The sequence below is a fragment of the Deltaproteobacteria bacterium PRO3 genome (assembly GCA_030263375.1).
Taxonomy (GTDB): domain Bacteria; phylum UBA10199; class UBA10199; order DSSB01; family DSSB01; genus DSSB01.
The window spans coordinates 1-17,792 of record SZOV01000071.1 but is presented as its reverse complement, the minus strand read 5'-3'; the positions used below and the strand labels follow the sequence as shown (position 1 = coordinate 17,792).

13 protein-coding genes and 1 pseudogene are annotated in these 17,792 nt (G+C 62.8%); 8 read left to right on the top strand and 6 right to left on the bottom strand.

From position 1 onward, the window contains the following. From FBR05_11155 to FBR05_11145, 3 genes are all read left to right on the top strand, one after another. Positions 1-1,076 (top strand): RtcB family protein (locus FBR05_11155; protein MDL1872747.1); only part of this gene is annotated, 1,076 nt, incomplete at its 5' end. A gap of 19 nt (positions 1,077-1,095) precedes the next feature. Further along, entirely contained in the window at positions 1,096-2,169 is a 1,074-nt protein-coding gene (locus FBR05_11150; GenBank protein ID MDL1872746.1) for an HlyC/CorC family transporter, read from the top strand. Positions 2,170-2,542: 373 nt separating this feature from the next. Next, positions 2,543-3,097 carry a M23 family metallopeptidase gene (locus FBR05_11145; protein ID MDL1872745.1) on the top strand — a complete coding sequence of 185 codons (555 nt, stop codon included), beginning with the start codon at positions 2,543-2,545 and terminating at the stop codon, positions 3,095-3,097. Positions 3,098-3,180: 83 nt separating this feature from the next. Here the strand turns inward: FBR05_11145 and FBR05_11140 are convergent, their stop codons facing one another. Further along, a complete protein-coding gene (locus FBR05_11140; GenBank protein ID MDL1872744.1) occupies positions 3,181-3,378 on the bottom strand; it encodes a hypothetical protein in 198 nt (65 codons plus the stop codon). Between the two features lie 318 nt (positions 3,379-3,696). Between FBR05_11140 and FBR05_11135 the strand changes: the two genes are divergently transcribed. Further along, the gene (locus FBR05_11135; protein MDL1872743.1) at positions 3,697-5,094 is read left to right on the top strand and encodes a histone deacetylase; all 1,398 of its coding nucleotides are present in this window, start codon (positions 3,697-3,699) and stop codon (positions 5,092-5,094) included. 25 nt (positions 5,095-5,119) lie between these two features. Here FBR05_11135 and FBR05_11130 read toward each other — a convergent pair whose 3' ends face one another. Further along, on the bottom strand, positions 5,120-7,054 hold the full coding sequence (locus FBR05_11130) for a histone deacetylase (GenBank protein MDL1872742.1): 1,935 nt from the start codon (positions 7,052-7,054) through the stop codon (positions 5,120-5,122). Between the two features lie 137 nt (positions 7,055-7,191). On the opposite strand from FBR05_11130, the gene FBR05_11125 reads away from it, so the two are divergent. After that, complete coding sequence (locus tag FBR05_11125; GenBank protein ID MDL1872741.1) at positions 7,192-8,313, top strand: hypothetical protein; 1,122 nt, start codon at positions 7,192-7,194, stop codon at positions 8,311-8,313. 1,151 nt (positions 8,314-9,464) lie between these two features. Here FBR05_11125 and FBR05_11120 read toward each other — a convergent pair. The 3 genes and pseudogenes from FBR05_11120 to FBR05_11110 all read right to left on the bottom strand — a co-directional run bounded on the left by FBR05_11120 (position 9,465) and on the right by FBR05_11110 (position 12,727). Then, a pseudogene (locus FBR05_11120) lies at positions 9,465-10,283 on the bottom strand (hypothetical protein). 156 nt (positions 10,284-10,439) lie between these two features. Continuing rightward, positions 10,440-11,360 carry a hypothetical protein gene (locus FBR05_11115; protein ID MDL1872740.1) on the bottom strand — a complete coding sequence of 307 codons (921 nt, stop codon included), beginning with the start codon at positions 11,358-11,360 and terminating at the stop codon, positions 10,440-10,442. Positions 11,361-11,455: 95 nt separating this feature from the next. Beyond that, the gene (locus tag FBR05_11110; GenBank protein ID MDL1872739.1) at positions 11,456-12,727 is read right to left on the bottom strand and encodes a Glu/Leu/Phe/Val dehydrogenase; all 1,272 of its coding nucleotides are present in this window, start codon (positions 12,725-12,727) and stop codon (positions 11,456-11,458) included. A gap of 118 nt (positions 12,728-12,845) precedes the next feature. Between FBR05_11110 and FBR05_11105 the strand changes: the two genes are divergently transcribed. The 3 genes from FBR05_11105 (at position 12,846) to FBR05_11095 (ending at position 17,335) form a co-directional block, all read left to right on the top strand. Further along, positions 12,846-14,477 carry a DUF255 domain-containing protein gene (locus FBR05_11105; protein MDL1872738.1) on the top strand — a complete coding sequence of 544 codons (1,632 nt, stop codon included), beginning with the start codon at positions 12,846-12,848 and terminating at the stop codon, positions 14,475-14,477. Beyond that, positions 14,474-16,498, top strand: a complete 2,025-nt coding sequence (locus tag FBR05_11100) for a GAF domain-containing sensor histidine kinase (protein ID MDL1872737.1) — start codon at positions 14,474-14,476, stop codon at positions 16,496-16,498. The genes FBR05_11105 and FBR05_11100 overlap by 4 nt, the downstream gene beginning before the upstream one ends. 81 nt (positions 16,499-16,579) lie before the next feature. Further along, positions 16,580-17,335 carry a hypothetical protein gene (locus FBR05_11095; protein ID MDL1872736.1) on the top strand — a complete coding sequence of 252 codons (756 nt, stop codon included), beginning with the start codon at positions 16,580-16,582 and terminating at the stop codon, positions 17,333-17,335. Here the strand turns inward: FBR05_11095 and FBR05_11090 are convergent. Next, a complete protein-coding gene (locus tag FBR05_11090; GenBank protein MDL1872735.1) occupies positions 17,219-17,716 on the bottom strand; it encodes a hypothetical protein in 498 nt (165 codons plus the stop codon). The two genes, FBR05_11095 and FBR05_11090, sit on opposite strands and share 117 nt — an antisense overlap. Positions 17,717-17,792: the final 76 nt, after the last annotated feature.

Here is a 17,792-nt window from a genome sequence, read left to right as displayed (position 1 = left end):
AGGCGACGCAGGCCCTTTTCGCCGCGATCCCCACGGGCGTGGGCTCGCACCACGAGGGCCACGGCTTTCAAAAGCGGGAATATGGCGAGATCCTCGCCCAAGGCGCGCGCTGGGCGGTGGGGCGGGGCTTCGGCGCCGCCGAGGACCTCGACTACATCGAGGAGGGCGGGCGTCTTCCCCAGGCCGACCCGAGCTTGGTCAGCGAGCGGGCCAAGGAGCGGGGGCAGGGGCAGCTGGGCACCTTGGGCTCCGGGAATCACTTCGTCGAGTTGGGCTTCGTCGAGGAGATCTACGACGCGGCGACCGCCGAGGCCTTGGGTCTCGAGCGGGATCATTTGACCGTCATCATCCACACCGGCTCGCGGGGCCTGGGCCATCAGGTCTGCAGCGATCACCTCGAGACGATGCTGCGCGCCGCGAAGAAGTACGGCATCCAGCTCCCCGACCCGCAGCTCTGCTGCGCGCCAATCCGCTCGGAGGAAGGGCAAGCCTACCTGGGCGCGATGGCCGCGGCGGCCAACTTCGCCTTCGCCAACCGCCAGCTGGTGACGCACTACGTGCGCTTTCGCCGCTCTTGGGAAGAGCTGGGCATCCGTGTCGTCTACGACGTCTGCCACAACATCGCCAAATTCGAGGAGCACCTCGTGGGAGGCGTCTCCCGCCGGGTGCTGGTCCATCGCAAGGGCGCGACGCGGGCCTTCCCGCCGCGCCACCCGCTGGTCCCCGCGGCCTACCGCGAGGTCGGCCAGCCGGTCCTCATCCCCGGCGACATGGGGCGCTATTCCTACGTCCTGGTCGGGACGCCGAAGGCCCTCGAGCTTACCTTCGGCTCCACCTGCCACGGCGCCGGCCGCGTGATGAGCCGAAACCAGGCCAAGAAGAGCATCCGCGGCCGCAACGTCGAGCGGGAGCTGCAGGACCAGGGCGTGACGGTCCTGGGCGCCTCCCGAGCCACCATCTACGAGGAAGTACCCTGGGCCTACAAGGACGTGGCCGACGTCGTCGCCGCGGTGGAGGGGGCGGGGCTGAGCCGAAAAATCGCTCGCCTGAAACCTTTGGGCGTGATCAAGGGTTAGTGTATTAAAAGCATACACTATGTTTGAATTGGCCATCGTCTTTGTCTGCTTGCTGCTCAACGCGATACTCTCCGCGTCCGAAATCGCCTTCGTCTCGATCAACAAGAAAGTGCTGCGTCAGCTCAGCAAGACCTTTCCAGGAAAGACCCAGCGCCTGCTGCGCCTCCGCGAGCAGCCCGAACGCACCCTCTCGGTGATCCAACTGGGCATCACCCTGGTCGGCCTGGTCGCGGGCGCGGTGGGCGGGGCGGGGGTCGAGGAGAGCCTCAGTCCTTGGTTGCGAGAACGCTTCGGCCTGGGGCCTGCGACGTCCGAACTGATCAGCATCACCCTGCTGGTCCTGCCCTTGACCGCCCTGACCGTGATCTTCGGCGAGCTGGTGCCGAAGGCCTTGGCCATGCAGCGCCCCTTCGAGATCGCGGCCTTCGCCTCGCGAGGCCTGGCCCTCTTGGACAAGGTCTTCCACCCCGTGATCTCCTTTTTCGAATGGGCCACAAAATCCGTGGTCGGAGCTTTGGGCATCCTGTTGGGAAAGCACCGCGAGGCCAAGGCCGAACCCGCTCACGCGGCCAGTGAAGAACAGATTGCCCGCCACCACGAGCAGTACATCCTCAACCTGGTCAACATCGAGGCGAAGAGCGTGCAGGACATCCATACGCCTTGGGAAGAAGTCGTCTCGGTCGAGCGCTCCGATCCGATCGAGACCGTCCTCGAGGTGGCCGTGGAATCGGGGCACACCCGCCTGCCGGTCCGCCTCGGCCGCCGCGTGATCGGCCTGATCAATACCAAGGAATTGATGGCCTTCGCCTCCCAAGGCGCCCAAGATTGGGTTTTGCTGCTTCGGCCCGTGCTGCGGGTGCAGGCCCAGGACTCGCTGGTCCGGGTCTTGAAGATGATGCAGGAGAAGCGCAGCCACCTGGCGGTCTTGTCGGACGCCGAAGGCCTGCCGCACGGCATCGTGACCCTCGAGGATATCTTGGAAGAGGTGGTGGGGGATATCTACGACGAGGACGACGACCGGGCCGTGGAGCGGCTCCTGGCCCAGAAGGGGGCCCTGCGCCATCGGGGCCCCGGCAAACCCCCCTGGGATTAATCCGCAACCCTTTCCCTTTTCGCCCGATATTTAGAAAAACTTAAACGTTCCAAAACGCGCGAGCCTGGGGATAAAAGATCATTCCTTTCAAGGGCTTCTTAATGCTTGACGGATGGTCGCTCCTCTGTTACTCGCTGGATTAATGACCTGGTAAGGCCTCCTCAGCACCTCCGAGGGGCCGCCAAAAGAAGAACAAGATTCAAAAGGACAATTGAATCCAACCATAACCCCTTAGCTGTGCCGAAGCTTATCCGGAGATCCCTACCTAAGCAGTCCTTGGGAACCGAGGGAGGAGTAGAGGCGGCAGCAACCACCGGGAGTCGAGAATGCCTAAGCCTTAGGCATCGGGGTCCCGAGAAATGGTGAGGTCAGAATGAAGAAGTTTCTCTCCTCCGCGGTCGTCGCCTTGGTCCTGACGGCGAGCACGGCCGCCTTCGCCAACATCCCCAGCTACGAGCAAGACGGCGGCATGGTCGATTTCGACATGGACTCAGCCCCTAGTTTCTTCCTGGAAGACGCCAACGACATGCTGCCCGACCTCGAGGCCAAGATCCCCGAGATGATGCCCTGCGCCGGGATCATCACCAGCGATTTCGGCTGGCGGCGGGTCTCGCGGCGCCGTGGCCGCATGCACCTGGGCGTCGACATCGCCGCGCCTTACGGATCACCCGTCCTGGCCCCCGCCGACGGCCGCGTCGCCTTCGTGGGCCGCAAGGGCGGCTACGGGCTGACGGTCGTCATCGATCACGGCGGCAACCTGACCACCCTCTTCGCGCACAATTCCGAGATCTTCGTCTCCGAGGGCGACAGCGTCCGTAAGGGCCAAGAGATATCCAAGGTCGGCATGACCGGCCACAGCACCGGACCCCACGTGCACTACGAGGTGAGGATCGACGGCAATCCCGTCAATCCCAGCAAGTTCCTCTAAGGCATTAGAGTTTAGCCATTAAAAAAGCCCTCCTAGTGGAGGGCTTTTTTTTAATTCATTCGAAGGATCGAAAAGGGCGAGGGCTATTCCTCGGAAGCTTCCGCCTCGTCGTCTTCGAGGTCCTCGTCCTCCTCGATCAGGACGGTGTCGTAGTTGCCTTCCTCGTCGGGGAGCGACTTGAGGTACTTTTCGTAGTCGGCGGGCTTGAGCACGCCGCGCGATTGGAAGGCATCGAGGGTGCGGAGGTCGAAGAGCTTTTCGTCGTTTTTCTTGGCGGCCATGGGAGTCCTGTTGATGGAAAATTTTTGTGGGCCCGAGATTTAAACTGCGTTGTTCGCCTTTGTCAAGGAGGGCTTCCAGAAGAGTCTTTCGAGCCCTTGCAGACGCGACTTTTGATCCGATGCGGAGATCTCCCGCGCCGGGCCTTGTGTCAATTTATTGATTTTACTAAATTATTTTACATATTTCCCCCGGGCTGTCCGGGTTCTGCCCAGGAACTTCGATGCTAACGGTGGAAAGAAGCCCATGGAAAACGGAAGCAAGACGAACGACGACCCCCTTCAATTTACCAGGTGAAAATTTTTTCCTCCTGCCCCAGAATGTTTCGTAGGTGCATCGTTTTCCTCGAATCTTCGAGGGATGGACAAGGGGCGCCGGTGACCGCATGGCTGGATAAAATCTTGGCTCCCTGGCGCTCCAGGCGGCAGGCGACCCTGTGGTATCATCCGCGCTACGACGCGCCGACCCTTGCGCGCCTGGCCCAGGCCCTCGGGATGATCGCCCTGCGGGGCAAGCGGGTCCTGGCCCAGCTGGCTGAAGACGGCCTGGTCAGGCCGGGCGATCTCAAGCCCTTTCCCCTCATTCCCATCGCCGACCTCGAGCTCTTCCACAGCGCGGCTTACTTGGAGCGGGTGGGGCGCAAATCCACCCTGTCCCGCATCTTCGGCATCCCCGAGCACGAGGTGAAGGTCGACGAGATCCTCGGTGCGGTGCGTTGGGCGGTGAGCGGCACCGTCGCGGCCACCCGCTCCGTCCTGGCGAGGGAGGCGCCGGTCGCGGTCAACCTGGGCGGCGGTTTCCACCACGCCGAGCCGAACATGGGCTCGGGCTTCTGCGTCTTCAACGACGTCGGCGTGGCTATCGCCAAGGCGCGGGAGGAGGGCTTCGACAAGAACGTCGTCATCGTCGACTTGGATTTTCATCAGGGCAACGGGAACATCGTCGGCTTCCTCGACGATCCGACCGTCTTTAATTACTCCCTGCACGGCGCAGTCTGGACGCACGCCGAGGGTGCCGGCAATTTCAACCTCAACTTCGAGCAGCGCATCGGGGACGAGGAGTACTTGGGTATTTTGCAAAAATCCCTGCCGGCCTTCCTCGACGAAGCGCGGCCCGGCTTGGTCTATTTCATCGCCGGGCACGACGTCTTGGACACCGATCCCCTCGGACATTTCGCCTTGACCCGGGACGGCGTGGAGCGGCGGGACCGTTGGATCTTGGAGCTCATGGCGGATCGCAAGCTCCCCCTGGTCGCCACCTTGGGCGGCGGCTATTCGGCGTCCGCCTGCCAGGCCGCCCTGCAATTGACGGCCGCCGCGCTCGGGCAGCGCCGCGAGCTGCGCTGCGAAGAGGATGTCGAAAACTCCCATCCGCTTCGTAAAGTTCTGGCGGGCATCGACCCCTGGGACCCGCAATTTCGGCCTCAGGAGGGTTTTCTGCTGAACGACGCCGACCTGTGGGGGGACTTGGATCCCGCCTCCGCGCCCGCGGGGCTTTTGAAGGATTCTTCCGCCTACGAGGTGGAGCGCGAGATGGAGACGAGCGGCGTCCTCGAAAAATTCCGCGACATGGGCTTCGAGGACCTGCGGGTCTCGGTGGACCCGCGCGGCGAGAAGATTCTCATCGAGGCGCGACCCGCCGGGCAGCGCACCTCGCCTTTGCAGACGATGTCCGAGATCGCCTGGCGCGGCGATACGACGTCGATCATTCCGGAATGAATTTAAGGCGCGGCCTTCCGCCGCCTCAGCTCGCCAGCTTGCCCGCATGCCGGCGGGGCGCCGCCTTGCGAAGCCGCTTGGGCGCGCGGGCGATGTGCAGGCCCTCTTTCAAAAGGCGGTATTTTTCCTTCAGCACGGCCTCCTCGTAGTCGGGGGAGTTGAAGTAGGCCTTGAGCCGGTCGCTGACCGCGTGGATCTGGTCGCCGGGCACCCAGGAGATCACCTCACCGTCGCGCAGCTGGAGGCGCTTCTTCTCGACGCAGAAACTGGCGGCCGCGAGCTCCTTCTTCTTCAAAACGTCGCGCAGGGCCCGGAAGCGACCCTCCACCTTGGTATCCAGGAAATGGAAGAGGGCGGAGGCGCCCAACCCGATGTGGTAGTGCGAGGGGTGCAGGGCCAGGCCGTCCATGCCGAGACGCAGGGCCATCTGGACGAAGACCTCCTGGACTTCCATGCCGAGACCTAAGCCCGGATGCTCCTGGCCGGGGAGGATCTTTTTCTTGTCGGAAAAACTGCCCATGGGGTGCTGCAAGAGCAGCCATTCGATGGAGATCAGGTCGAGCTTTCCGCCGCCGGAAATCTCCTTGGGCTTGGGCAGGGCCAGCTTGCGCAGCACGACCTCGCCCAGCAGGTAGGTCTTGGGAACGGGATCCGCCTCCCAGCGCCCTTCGACGCGGATGATCTGGTGCATGGGCTCCGCGGCGTTGACGCTGATCTTCAGGTCGCAATAGCCGAGCTTCCGGATCTTGGGCAGGATGCCGTAGCGCTCGAGGGCCAGCTCGATGCCGTAGGCCGAATAGAAATCCAAGATCTTGCGCTGCGAACCCAAGGGGTTGGAGTCGAAGAGGTCCTCGGCGCTGAAGCTGAATTCGTTGCCGACCGCCGCTTCCTTCTGCAACTCCAGGGCGTTGAGGCTCTTGGAGATGTGGCCGAAGCTTTTGTGGAAGTTGGTGTCCTCGCGCAAGTCTACCTTTTCGGTCGCCCCCAACGTGTAGCTCAATAGGTTGGCGCTGCATTGGCAGGCCTTCATGCTGAAGCCGCCCGCCAGGGTCACTACCAGGGGTACGCGGTTTTCCCGCGCCCAGTCGATCACGAGGCGGTCCCGCTCGAAGACGCCCGGCACCGTCATCTCGAAGCCGCCCAGCGGATCGTCGCTCAGCACGTCTTGTCCGGCGATGTAGAACATCAATTTGGGCTGGAAGGTTTTGAGCACCTTGGGGAGGGTCTCGCGCAATTTTTTGAGGTACTCCCGGTCGGTAGTCTCCTCCGGCAGCGTGATCTCGGTCTTTTTCTTGCGGACCTGCGACCACTGCGGGCCGTTAATGGAGTACACCAGCACGCTGGGGTCCTTGGCGAAGGCGGCGGTGTTGCCGTTGCCGAAGTGGAAGTCCAAGTCGACGATGGCGATCGGGTCCCGAAAGCCCTGCTTGCGCAGCTTCGCGATCGCCACCGCGATGTCGTTGTAGGCGCAGAAGCCCGAGCCCTTGTCCGGCTCGGCGTGGTGGAAGCCGCCGCCCAGGTTGATCGCCACCTTCTTGCCGCCCTGCAGGACCGACTTGATCGCCATGATGGTGCCGCCGACGCCACGGCGCTGGAAACCAACCAGCTCGTCGATGTCGACTTCCTGGGGCTTGAGCCCGAAGATCCGGCCGAGGGTCTGGGGCGATTCGAGGGATTCAAGGTAGTCGCGGGAATGGAACAAGCCCAGCACGGAGAGCCCGACCCATGGGGAAGGGTGGATGTCGTTCATGTCGATCAGCTTCTCGTGGAGCAGGTGCGACAGGAGCTTCTTGCCGCGGTCGTGCACCACCCCGTGCACCTTGTTGTGCTTCATGATGGTGGGGCATTCGTAGCTTGGATGGTACCAGAAACTGACGTCCCGCTTGCGGCGGACGGCGGAAAGAAAACGGTCGATGAGCTGCTTCATCCCTGCCCCCCTTAAAATGCCTGCATGCGCCATATATTATTATAGATCCCCGCATTTTGGGAAGGGGCACTTCCTGCATCGCGCCGCTCCCGACCGTGTTCCATGCATTTTTTTCCCTGGTCCTTGTCCCGCCGTGTCATTAAAATGAAGCTGGTTCGGGGAGGGTGGCAATGTTCCCAAATTTTTTCCGGTTCCGGTGGTGGTTGTTCGGGGCGACGCTTGCCCTATTGGCCGCCTGCGTCTCGCCCGCGACCGCGCCCTCTCCCTTGGCCGAGATCCCATCCGTTTTGACCGTCCCCCAAGACCTCAGCATCGAGGTCAACGAGATCCAGGGCGGTGGCGCCGTGTCGGGCATGAAGGCCGGGGCCTTGGTCAAGGCGCAGGCGGTGAGGAGCACCGACATCAGAAAGGCCATTCAGGTCGCCGTGGGGCTCATCAACGAGGCAAACGGGTTTTTAAACCTCTCGCTCTCCTTCGTGAACCAAAAAGACATCCCCGTTGAGGTTTCGGTATTCAACTTTCGCCATAATTTCGAGTTTGAAGGTTTCCCCATCGAGGTGATTTTTGACTTTCGCCCCTTCGACCTGGACGAGGACGGCGCAGTCGAGGCCTGCAGCGGATGCACCTGTCCCGTGGGTTGCGCGCCCGCCTTGGCCGATTGTCCGGCGGAGGCCCCGGAAAACCAACTCCTGCCGATCTGCTTTCGGGCCTGGCTGAACGGGGAGCGATTCATGGCCGGCGTCTTCGACCGGGTGCCGACGCGGGACAATCCCGAGTCGGGGAGATTCCGCGTGCAGCTCCCTTCCTTCGGGGACTTGGAAGGTACCAACATGGCCATCCTTTATGATCACAGCGATCCGGAGGCCCTCAGCACGGATTTGGGCGCATTCCTCAAGGACGACAACGTCGACCCCGAGAACTATTTCGCGAGACGCCGCGAAATCGCCACCCAAACGGGGCCGGCCAGCCAGGCGAAGAAAACGCCCCGTTTCTCGGCCGAAAATTTTGATCGCGACGAGTCTTCGTTCCGTTTCCAGGCCCAGTACTTCTCCCACCTGGATTTCATCGCGTTGGAATCCATTCCGGACGGGGTCTTCGAGTCGGGATTGGGTCTGGTGGATATCACTCCGCCCATTTGCGCCCAGATTTCCAGCGCCGATCCCGTGGCCCAGATTTTGTGCGAGGATCTCGGGCTGATCTTGACGCCGGGAGACTTTCCGCCCCTCCCCGAGCTTTCGGACGTGTCATTGCCGGTTCCGGCGCAGTTTCCCCTAACGCCGCCCGTCTTCTGAGTTTCTCATCAAGGGAGAGGTGGCGGGGGTGGAGGTGGTGAACAGGGGCCGCAATCCCCCGGACAGGAATCGCAGGTTTCATCGAGACCGCACATCGCATCACCGCAAGAAGCCGGGGGAGGCGGAGGGCAAGACCCGCAGTCGGCGGGGCAGCTCTCGCAGGTCTCTCCCATGGCGCAGGATTTGTCGCCGCAGGCGGCCGACGGTTCGGGAACGCAGCAGCCCTCCGGATCGCAGGAGCCATGATAGGTATTTTCGCATACCAAGGCACCGTCCTGCTCAAAGACCAATTCCAGCAGGCCGCAGGCGGGGGTTCCCTTGTCGATGCTGTCCAGGGTACCGCAGGCGCCGGGGGCGCAGCAAGACACCGAACCGCCCTTGACCTCGATCTCGGTGCAGGTACCTAGGAAGATATCCTGACAGACAGGGGAGGGCGGAAGTTTGGCGAGGATTTCCTCGGGCAGGCCCTCGGCGAGCAATTGTCCCGACTCCGCGTCGCAGGCCAGCACTCCCAAGCCCAGACAGAAATTGATGGGATCGGGCGGGGGTTCCGGGACGCAGGAGCAGCCGAGGCAAACCAGCCCGGGATCGCAGATGCCTGGGCCGCCCGGTTCGGCGTTGGGTTCGCAATCTTCCCCTTCCTGCAGGAAGCAGTCGCCGCAGACGCACTCCGGGCAAAATTCCGCCGTCTGTTTGAGGGACAGCGAAGGCCCGGGTGGGGGAGGGGGCGGGCCTTCGCCGGGAAAGCATTGGCACCCCATGCCGGTTCCCGCGCTGGGACCGCAGATTTCCCCGGGGGCGCAGCCCTGGTGCGTTTCGGAGTCACAGCCGTCGAATTCCACGTTGCAATGTAAAGTTTCGAAACAGCATCGGCCGAAATTGCAGGTCTCTTTAAGAGTGGGATCTTGGGGGCAATCCGTCTCGATGGTCTCGAGGGTGCAGGTGCTGGAGGTGTCGCAGGCGGCCTCGGGAAGGAAATAAATGCATTGCCCCTGGAAGCAGTACCCGCCGGCGAAGGGTGGGCCCGTGGCGCAGTCGATTTCCTCGGTTTCCCGGGTGCAGGGCTTGCCGGGCGGAGGCGTGACCACTTCGCAGACGCGGATCCCCGGCCGGGAGGTCGGGCAGTCGTTCAAGGGGTCTTCGGGGCAAGGGTCGCAAAAGTCCCCGAACAGGTCCCCGTCCGCATTGGCCTGGTCGGGGTTGGCCATGTCGCTGCGGAACAGGGTGGGCGCGCAGTTGTCGCAGAGATCGCCGGCGCCGTCGGCGTCGCCGTCGGTTTGGCTTTTATTGGGGATGTCCGGACAGTTGTCGGCGAGGTTGAGGATGCCGTCCTCGTCGTCGTCCGCGTCGCAGGCCAGCTTGCCGTCGACCAAGGCGAAGGAATTCCCGGCCTGGGTGGCCGTGATCTCGGAGAAAGAACCCTGGGAGGCGGCGCCCATTTGGCCCTGATACGCGGCGGAGAGACCCTGAAGGGGCATACCGCGAAGCACGGGGGTCGAACCCGGCGAGGAGCTCAGTTCCACCGTGACGGGGACGGGCGTGCCGCAGGCCGCCGGGCCGAGGCAGTCGAAGGGGACCGGGCCCAGGACCACCCTGTAATCCACGAATCCCGAGAGCGGACCGCAGTCGTTGAGCTGCGTCCTTCCTTCCAACCGGAAGACCTTTCCCGAAAGTCCCGCGCTTTCCGCATGGCAGCTGCTTTGCAGTATGGCGAAGCCCTCGGCGCCGCAGGGGGCCAAGGTGACGGGGGGATCCCCGCAGAAGGCCGACTCGGGGGAGAGGGCGGGGGTGCCGGACCGATCGGAAGTGAAAGTGCCGAGGATGGCTTGAACCGTATCGCCGAGGGCCGATTGCAGCTCTTGTCCCGTGGTGGCTTGGCAAAGGGCCGCGCCGCCGCCGCCGGTTTCGCCGCTATTGCAGGCCGACAACGAGGCGGTGACGAGCGCAAGTCCGACGATGACACGAAGCATCCTCACCGAGAAACCCCTGAACCCTTTCGCGGAGGTGTGGAGAGAATTTTACTTGGAGCCGGCGCCCGAAGCCACGATTTTTCGAGGGATTCGCCGCCGATGCCGGGAACCCGCAGGGGGGCGGGAGACAAGCGACTGTAATAATTGCGGAATCGATCAGGGCTTCTCGATTTCCATCAACAGGCTTCCGTTGCGGAAGATCCGGACGTCGCCGGTGGATTCGCTGATCACGATGGCGACCGCGTTGGTGAGGGAGGTGATCCCGGCCGCCGCCAGGTGCCGGCTGCCCAGGCCGCGTTCGATCTCGGCGGAGTCGGCGGTGGCGCCCAGGTAGCGGCCGGCGGTGATCACCGTGCCGTCCGAGGCGATGACGAAGGCCCCGTCCAGGGCCGCGAATTCGCGGATGGTCTCTTTGAGGGCGGGGCTGAGGATGTTTCGCTCGTCCTCCTCGTAGCCCTTGAAAGGATTGATGATCATCTGCTTGCTGAGCTGCATCACCCGTTCGTCGTCGCCCAGGACGAAGATGGTGCCCACCGGCTTGCCCTCGCGGCCCTTGATGGCCAGCTCGATCGCCATGTTGAGGACGGCCTCGAAGACCTCGGGCTGGACCGACTCGGCGATGTCGACGATGTTCTTGGTGGTGATGACCTCGCTCTCCTTGCCGATTTCAAAGACGGTCAGGGTGTCGAGGGTCATGAGCTGGGAGGTCCCGCTTAAGAAGACCACCTTGTCGCCGTCCTCGACCAGGCGCGTCGAGATCGCGTAGGCCATGGCCAGCTTGATCAGGCCGATGCGGCCCAGCTTGATCTTGGGAAGGAGGATGTGCTTGGGGTACTTCTGCCGGAATTCCTCGTCCTTGGCCGCGTACCTCTTGGTGACGACGATCAGGTCGCAGTCCTTCGGCAGCTCGAGGGCCAGCTCTTCCTCGCCCAGGGCGTCAAGGTAGACGAAGAAGGCGTCGGCGCGGATACTTTTTGCCACGCTCGAGGCGTTCTTCAGCATGCTTTTGTTCAGCTGCTTCATGCCCAAGTTTCGAGGTGCCGAAGTGTCGGAGTGTCGAGGTTTTTTAGGCGCCATGGGTTGTCGCAGAATAACACCGAAACCCCATCCCAACTCAATGAATTAATGAGAGCCCACCCCGGCACCTCGACACGCTGGCACTTCGGCACTTGTTAGGGGTAAAATCCGCGGGTCAGCATCGCCTGCGAGACCTTCCGAATCCCGGTCATCAAGGCCGCGAGGCGCATGCCGACCTTGTGTTCCAGGGCGAAGGCATGGACCGCGTGGAAAGCCGTGCTCATGATCTCGAAGAGCTTCTTGTTGATCTCCTTCTCGTTCCAGAAATAATTCTGCAGGTCCTGGACCCACTCGAAATAGGAGACCACCACGCCCCCCGCGTTGGCCAGGACGTCGGGGATGACGAAGATGTCGCCGCGTTCCTCGATGATGCGGTCGGCCTCGAGGGTGACCGGGCCGTTGGCGCCCTCCGCCAGCACCTTGCATTTGAGGCGCTTGGCGATCGCGGGGGTGATCGTGCCCTCGGTCGCGGCGGGGATCAGGATCTCGGCGTCGAGGCAGGCCAGCTCCTCGTTGCTGACGGGTTCAGCCTCCGGAAAGCCCTCCAGGCGCCGGTGTTGGTTCACCCATTCCGTCAGGGCCTGGTAGGAGAGTCCCATGGGATTGTAGACCCCCGAATGCACGTCGCTCACCGCGACGACCTTGGCGCCGATCTTCTCCAGCTTCTTGACGGCGGCGCTGCCCACGTTGCCGAAGCCCTGCACCGCCACCCGGGCGTGCTCGTCCAGCTTGAAACCGAGCAGCTTGGCCGCCTCCATCAGGCAGTAGACGACGCCGCGTCCCGTGGCCTCCTTGCGGCCCAGCGATCCGCCGATGATCACGGGCTTGCCGGTCACGATCCCGGGGATGGCGTAGCCCTTGAGCTGACTGTAGGTGTCCATGATCCAGGCCATGACCTGCTCGTTGGTTCCCATGTCGGGGGCGGGGATGTCGACGTCGGGCCCGATGAAGTTGACGATCTCGGAGGTGTAGCGCCGCGTCATGCGTTGGAGCTCGCCGCGCGAGAGGAGTCCGGGGTCGATCTGGATGCCGCCCTTGGCCCCGCCCAAGGGCAAATGCACGAGGGCGCACTTCCAGGTCATCAGCATGGCGAGGGCCGCGACCTCGCCCAGATTGACGAGCTGGTGGTAGCGCACCCCGCCCTTGTAGGGTCCCAAGACGTCGTTGTGCTGGACGCGGTAGCCTGGGACGACGCGGATCGAGCCGTCGTCGTTGCGGAAGGGGACGCTGACGATCAGGGCCTTGTCGGGGACGCGGAGGCGGTAGAAGATGTTCTCGTCGAGGCAGAGCTTCTTCGCGGCGGTCTCGAATTGGGCCTGGACCTGGATAAACAGCGGGCTGTCCCATTCGGCCGTTAATTTTTTCATATCCAACCCCCCGATATTTCTATTAGAAAGGGTACCATAGCCCCGGGGCGATTCCGAACCAATATGTGGCGTTTCAAGATTCGGGCGTCCGAAGCGCGCCGCGGTGCGTAGAGTCGATATGACCAAGCGAAGGCTTTTCCTCCTTTCTTTCCTGTCCGTGTTTTTCACCGTCTTTCCCGGCCTTCGCGCCCAGGAAGACCGGCGCGACCCCTTTCGGGTCGAGTACCAAGATGCGGTGGTCCGCGTGCATCCCGGCGAGGCCTTCGGCTTCGACCTGAAGATCCAAATCCCCGACGGCTACTGGCTCTACGACGAGAAGACCTCGCTGCTCTTCGAAAAGACGGAAGGCCTCGCCGTCCTGAAGAGCGAGCGGCCGGCGCCGACGGATCACTTCGACCCCTTCCTGAAGAAAAATCTCCCGGTTTTTTTCAAGGAGCTCGAGCTCAAGGTCTTTTTTATGGTGCCGAAAGAAGCCTCGCCCGGCCGCCGCACCCTCGAGGCCGCGCTGCGCTACCAGGGTTGCTCCGAGGATTTCTGCTATCGCCCCGTCCGCAAGACCATCCTGTTGCCGGTCGAGGTCGTCGCGCCCGGCGCGGCCCTGCAGCCCGCGAAGTTGCCGCCCGCGGCCCCGGCCCTTACGGCCAAGGCCCCGGCGGAGCCCGCTTCCGGCTTTTGGGAGCTGATCCACGAGTCCAACCCGGAGCGCCTCTTGGACCAAGGCAAGATCACCCTGCTGGGACTGGCGCTCTTCGGCGGCATCCTCACCAGCTTCACGCCCTGTGTCCTGCCGATCGTGCCGCTCACCCTGGCCTTCATCGGGGTGAAACACCGGCGGCGCGGCAATTTCCTGCGCGCCGTCGCCCTGGTGCTGGGGATGGTGGCGATGTACTCGCTGTTGGGGTTTTTGGCGGCCTCGCTGGGGCTGAAGCTGGGCTTTCTCTTCCAGAGTCGGTGGTTCCTCCTCCTCACGGCGCTGTTCTTCCTGATCTTCGCCTTGGGCCTCTTCGAGCTCATCCCCTTCCACCTGCCGCCGAGCCTGCACAACCGCCTGGTGCGGATGGGCGGGGAGGGGCCCTGGGGTTCTTTTTTGGCGGGGCTCACTATTGGGCTCATCGCTTCGCCCTGCGTGGGTCCCTTGATCGGGCCCTTGCTTTTGATCGCCGCGCGGGAGCAGGACCGGCTTTACGGCTTCATTTTATTGCTGAATTACGGCCTGGGGATGGGGCTGATCTTCCTCGTCTTGGGGACGGCCTACGCCGAGCTGGCCGGGAAGCTGCGCGGCGGCCGCTGGACCTATGCCCTCAAGCGCGGCATGGCCGTCCTGATGCTGGCGCCGGCCTTGTATTACGGCTACGTCTTCGCCAAGCCGCTCTTGGCCAAACCGGCGAACGGGTTATGGACTTATCAGCTCGAAAAAGGGTTGAGCCTGGCCAAGGAGTCCCGTAAACCTGTTCTGGTCGATTTCTATGCCGACTGGTGTCCGCCTTGTCAGGAACTCGACAAATTCACCTTCTCGACGCCGGAAGTGCGAAAGCTGGCCGAGCGTTTCGTGATGGTGAAGGTCGACTGTACCACCGACGACGCGCAGTGCCGGCAGGCGACCGAAAAATACGAGGTGGTGGGTTGGCCGACCGTCCTGTTCCTCGACCACGAGGGGCGGCCCATCGAAGACGTCAAACTGGTCGGCGGCTTCGCCGACAAGGACCGCATGCTCCAACTGATGCAGCAAGCCCTGGACAAGACTAAGTGAAGATCAACGCCTCCGCCATCCTCGAAGACATCAAGCTCCCCGACTACAAGGGGAGGCACGTCTTCACGGCGAAGCTGCGGCTGTGGATTTTCATCGTCTTCTGGGTCATCGGTTCGATCTACTTCAAGGGCATGTGGCGCAGCGCGCCTTGGATCCCGCTGGTCATCGCCATGGCCTTCCTGCTGACCGGCATCTGCTACCGCAACATCCTGCGCAACCGCGCCCTGATGGTCTCTTTCGTGCTCGAGCTGGCCGCCGACCTGGTCAGCATGACCCTGATCGTCTACATCACGGGCGGGACGCAGAGCAATTACTTCACCCTCTACCTCATGTACTGCGTGGCCGCTGGCATGTTCTACAACTACCAGGTCGCGATCGTCGCCGCGATCCTATCCATCTTTTTCTACGGCAGTCTGGTGCTCAGCATGGAACTGGGCTGGCTTAAGCCCTTCGTCTACTCGGGCGAGCACGCCTCCTGGTTCGGCAACCAGACGGTGATCCGCTACGCGAATTTACTATTGCTGATCATGTTTCTGCCCATCGTCGTCTACGCGGTGAAGATCTCCAACTTCTTCTCCCGCCTGAAGCAGCGCGCCCTCGAGGAGCGCAACAAGCAGCTGGTCGCCCTCAACCGTATCTCCTCGACGATCCGCCGCATGACCTCCCCGTTGGAGGTGATCCAGCAAGTCCTGGCCGGCGTCGTCGAGGGCCTGGGCTACGACGTCTGCCTCCTCGTCATGCCCAACCGAGCGACCGGGCTGATCGAGTTTTTCATTCCCAACCAAAACCCCTTGGTTGAGCAGATCGAGGCGCGGCTCGGCTTCCAGTTGAGCGAGATGAAGCTTACGCCGGGGCATCCCAACAGCATCTTCACCGCGATCCGCCGCAATCGCCTCGTCTTCCGCCAGGAGCTCTCCGAGCTGGTCAAAGGCGTAGATCCTCACTGGTCCAAAGAATTGGCGGACCGGGTGCAGGAGGAGATGGGTTTTAAGAAGTTCGTCATCATGCCGCTGGTGGCCGAGCGCCGGGTGATCGGGGCCCTGATCGGGATCTCGCGCACCGAGTTCGTCGACGAGACGCGGATCGGCGTTTTGGAGAACTTCTCCAACCAGGCGGCGCTGGCCATCGAAAGCGCCCAGCTCTTCGAGGAGATCAAGAACAAGAACATCGAGCTGGAGCGCGCCAACAAGATCAAGAGCGAGTTTCTTGCGATCATGAGCCACGAGCTGCGCACGCCCCTGACCGCGATCATCGGTTTCTCCGAGCTGCTGATGGAAGAGGTGATGGGCGAGCTCAACGCCGAGCAAAAGGACAGCCTGCGCGAGGTCATCAACAACGGCGAGCACCTCTTGCACCTGATCAACAGCATCCTCGACCTGGCCAAGGTCGAGGCCGGCAAGATGGAGCTCAACCTCGAGGACTTCAGCCTCGAGGACCTCGTCCAAGAGGTGGGCAGCTCCGTTTCGCCCCTGCTCAAGAAGAAACGGCAGCACTTCGAGCTGAAGGTCGGCAAAAACCTGCCGGCCTGCCGCGCCGACGCCCGGAAGATCCGCCAGATCCTGCTCAACCTGCTTTCCAACGCGATCAAGTTCACGCCGGAGGAGGGGAGCATCGTCCTGGAGGCCGGGCACCTGCGCGAGCTGCCCGCCGAGCTCTCCGCCCGCGCCGCCTCCCCGGCGCCCTGTCCGGAGGGCTATTTCTCGATCCTGGTGCGGGACACCGGGATCGGCATCGATCCCAAGGACTTGAAGACCGTCTTCAACGTCTTCGAGCAGGTCGACAGCTCCTTCACCCGGCGTTACCAAGGGACGGGCTTGGGGCTCGCCCTGACCAAGCAGTTCGTCGAGATGCACCAGGGCCTGATCTGGGCCGAGAGCGAGGCGGGGAAGGGCTCCACTTTCCACCTGATCCTTCCGGTCAAGGCCGAGCCGGCGATGCCGCGCGCCGACCACAAAACCCCCGAGTCGATCATGCTGGGGGCGAAGCAACTGGTGGCCGGCGGTTCCGGCGGAGATTCTTGATTTTTCGAAACTTCTCTTGTCGCGAGGCGATAAGGCGCTAAATCCACCTTCGGCACTCCACACAATACGAGGTTTTTTCCCATGGGTCCCGCCACGCCCTACGACCGCGTCCACCTGCCGATCCCCGTCCTTCGTCGTCCGGACGGCCCCGAGGTCCTGGATCCCTACCCGCCGGCTTCACAACCGCAGAGTCCGGTTCCGCAAGAAATCTTGGATCGGCTCCGAAAAGACCCCTGGGCCCTGCACGCCCTCGACCCGGAGCTGCGCGAGCGCCCAGAGGTCCTGCGCGCCGCCGTCGAATCAGGACATCCCCAGGCCTTGGAGGCCATCAGCGTTTATGTCCCGCCGGAGGTCCTGCGGCGCCCGGAGATCTACGACTGGCTTAAGGAGTACCGTCGTCAAATCCTGCCGACACGGGTCTTTTTCTTTCAAGGGACCGTCGGCCTCGCCCTCGCCCCCGAGGCCGCGGGCCTGGCTTTGGGGGGCGAGTTTGGCGGCGGCGGGCCGCGCGTCGCCGCCAAGCTATTTTACGATCGGCTGAGCGCCGGAGACGGCGAGATCCGGCAGCAGCTGGGCCTTGAGGCCTCGGTGTTGCTGTACCCCGCCAAACGCATCTCGATGCGCGAGCGCCAAACCGTCCTCGCCCTGGGGTTTCCGCTGGCCGCGAGCTACGAGTCCGGGGGTCGCGAGGGTGGGATCGGCCTGAGTCTTGCCTACTATCTAGCCCGCGGGGAAAGATTGGCCTCGCCGCTCTTCGGCGTGCAGCGAGAGAACGCGGTCAATGGTTCCCTGGCCGATGACGGTGTAGGTTTGGCGGCTCAGGCCGCTTTTGGCTAAAAGTTCAGAGACATCTTTGAGCCGCACCCGGCTGCCGTTGAGGAAATATTCGTTCTCACCGGAGCGGTAGGCCCGGCGCGAGATGGTCACTTCGGAAAAGTCGAGCGGCAGCCACTTGTCGGTGTTGTCCAGCACCAGGGTAACGCTGGCCAGCCCCAGGCGCGCCCGGCCGTCGGAACCGGAGAAAATCATATCCTCGGTCTTTTTGCCGCGCAGGTTGGTGTAGCTTTGCTCGCCCAGCACCCAGCGGATAGCGTCGGCCACGTTAGATTTGCCGCTGCCGTTGGGGCCAACAATGGCGGTGATGCCGCCGTCAAAGAGGAATTCCACCTTGTTGGCGAAGGATTTATAGCCTTGAACTTCGAGTATTTTGAGGCGCATGGAGGTAAAACGTAAAACGTAAAACGTAAGGATGTACACGCCAAAGACATTACGTTTTACGCTTTACGAACGGGTT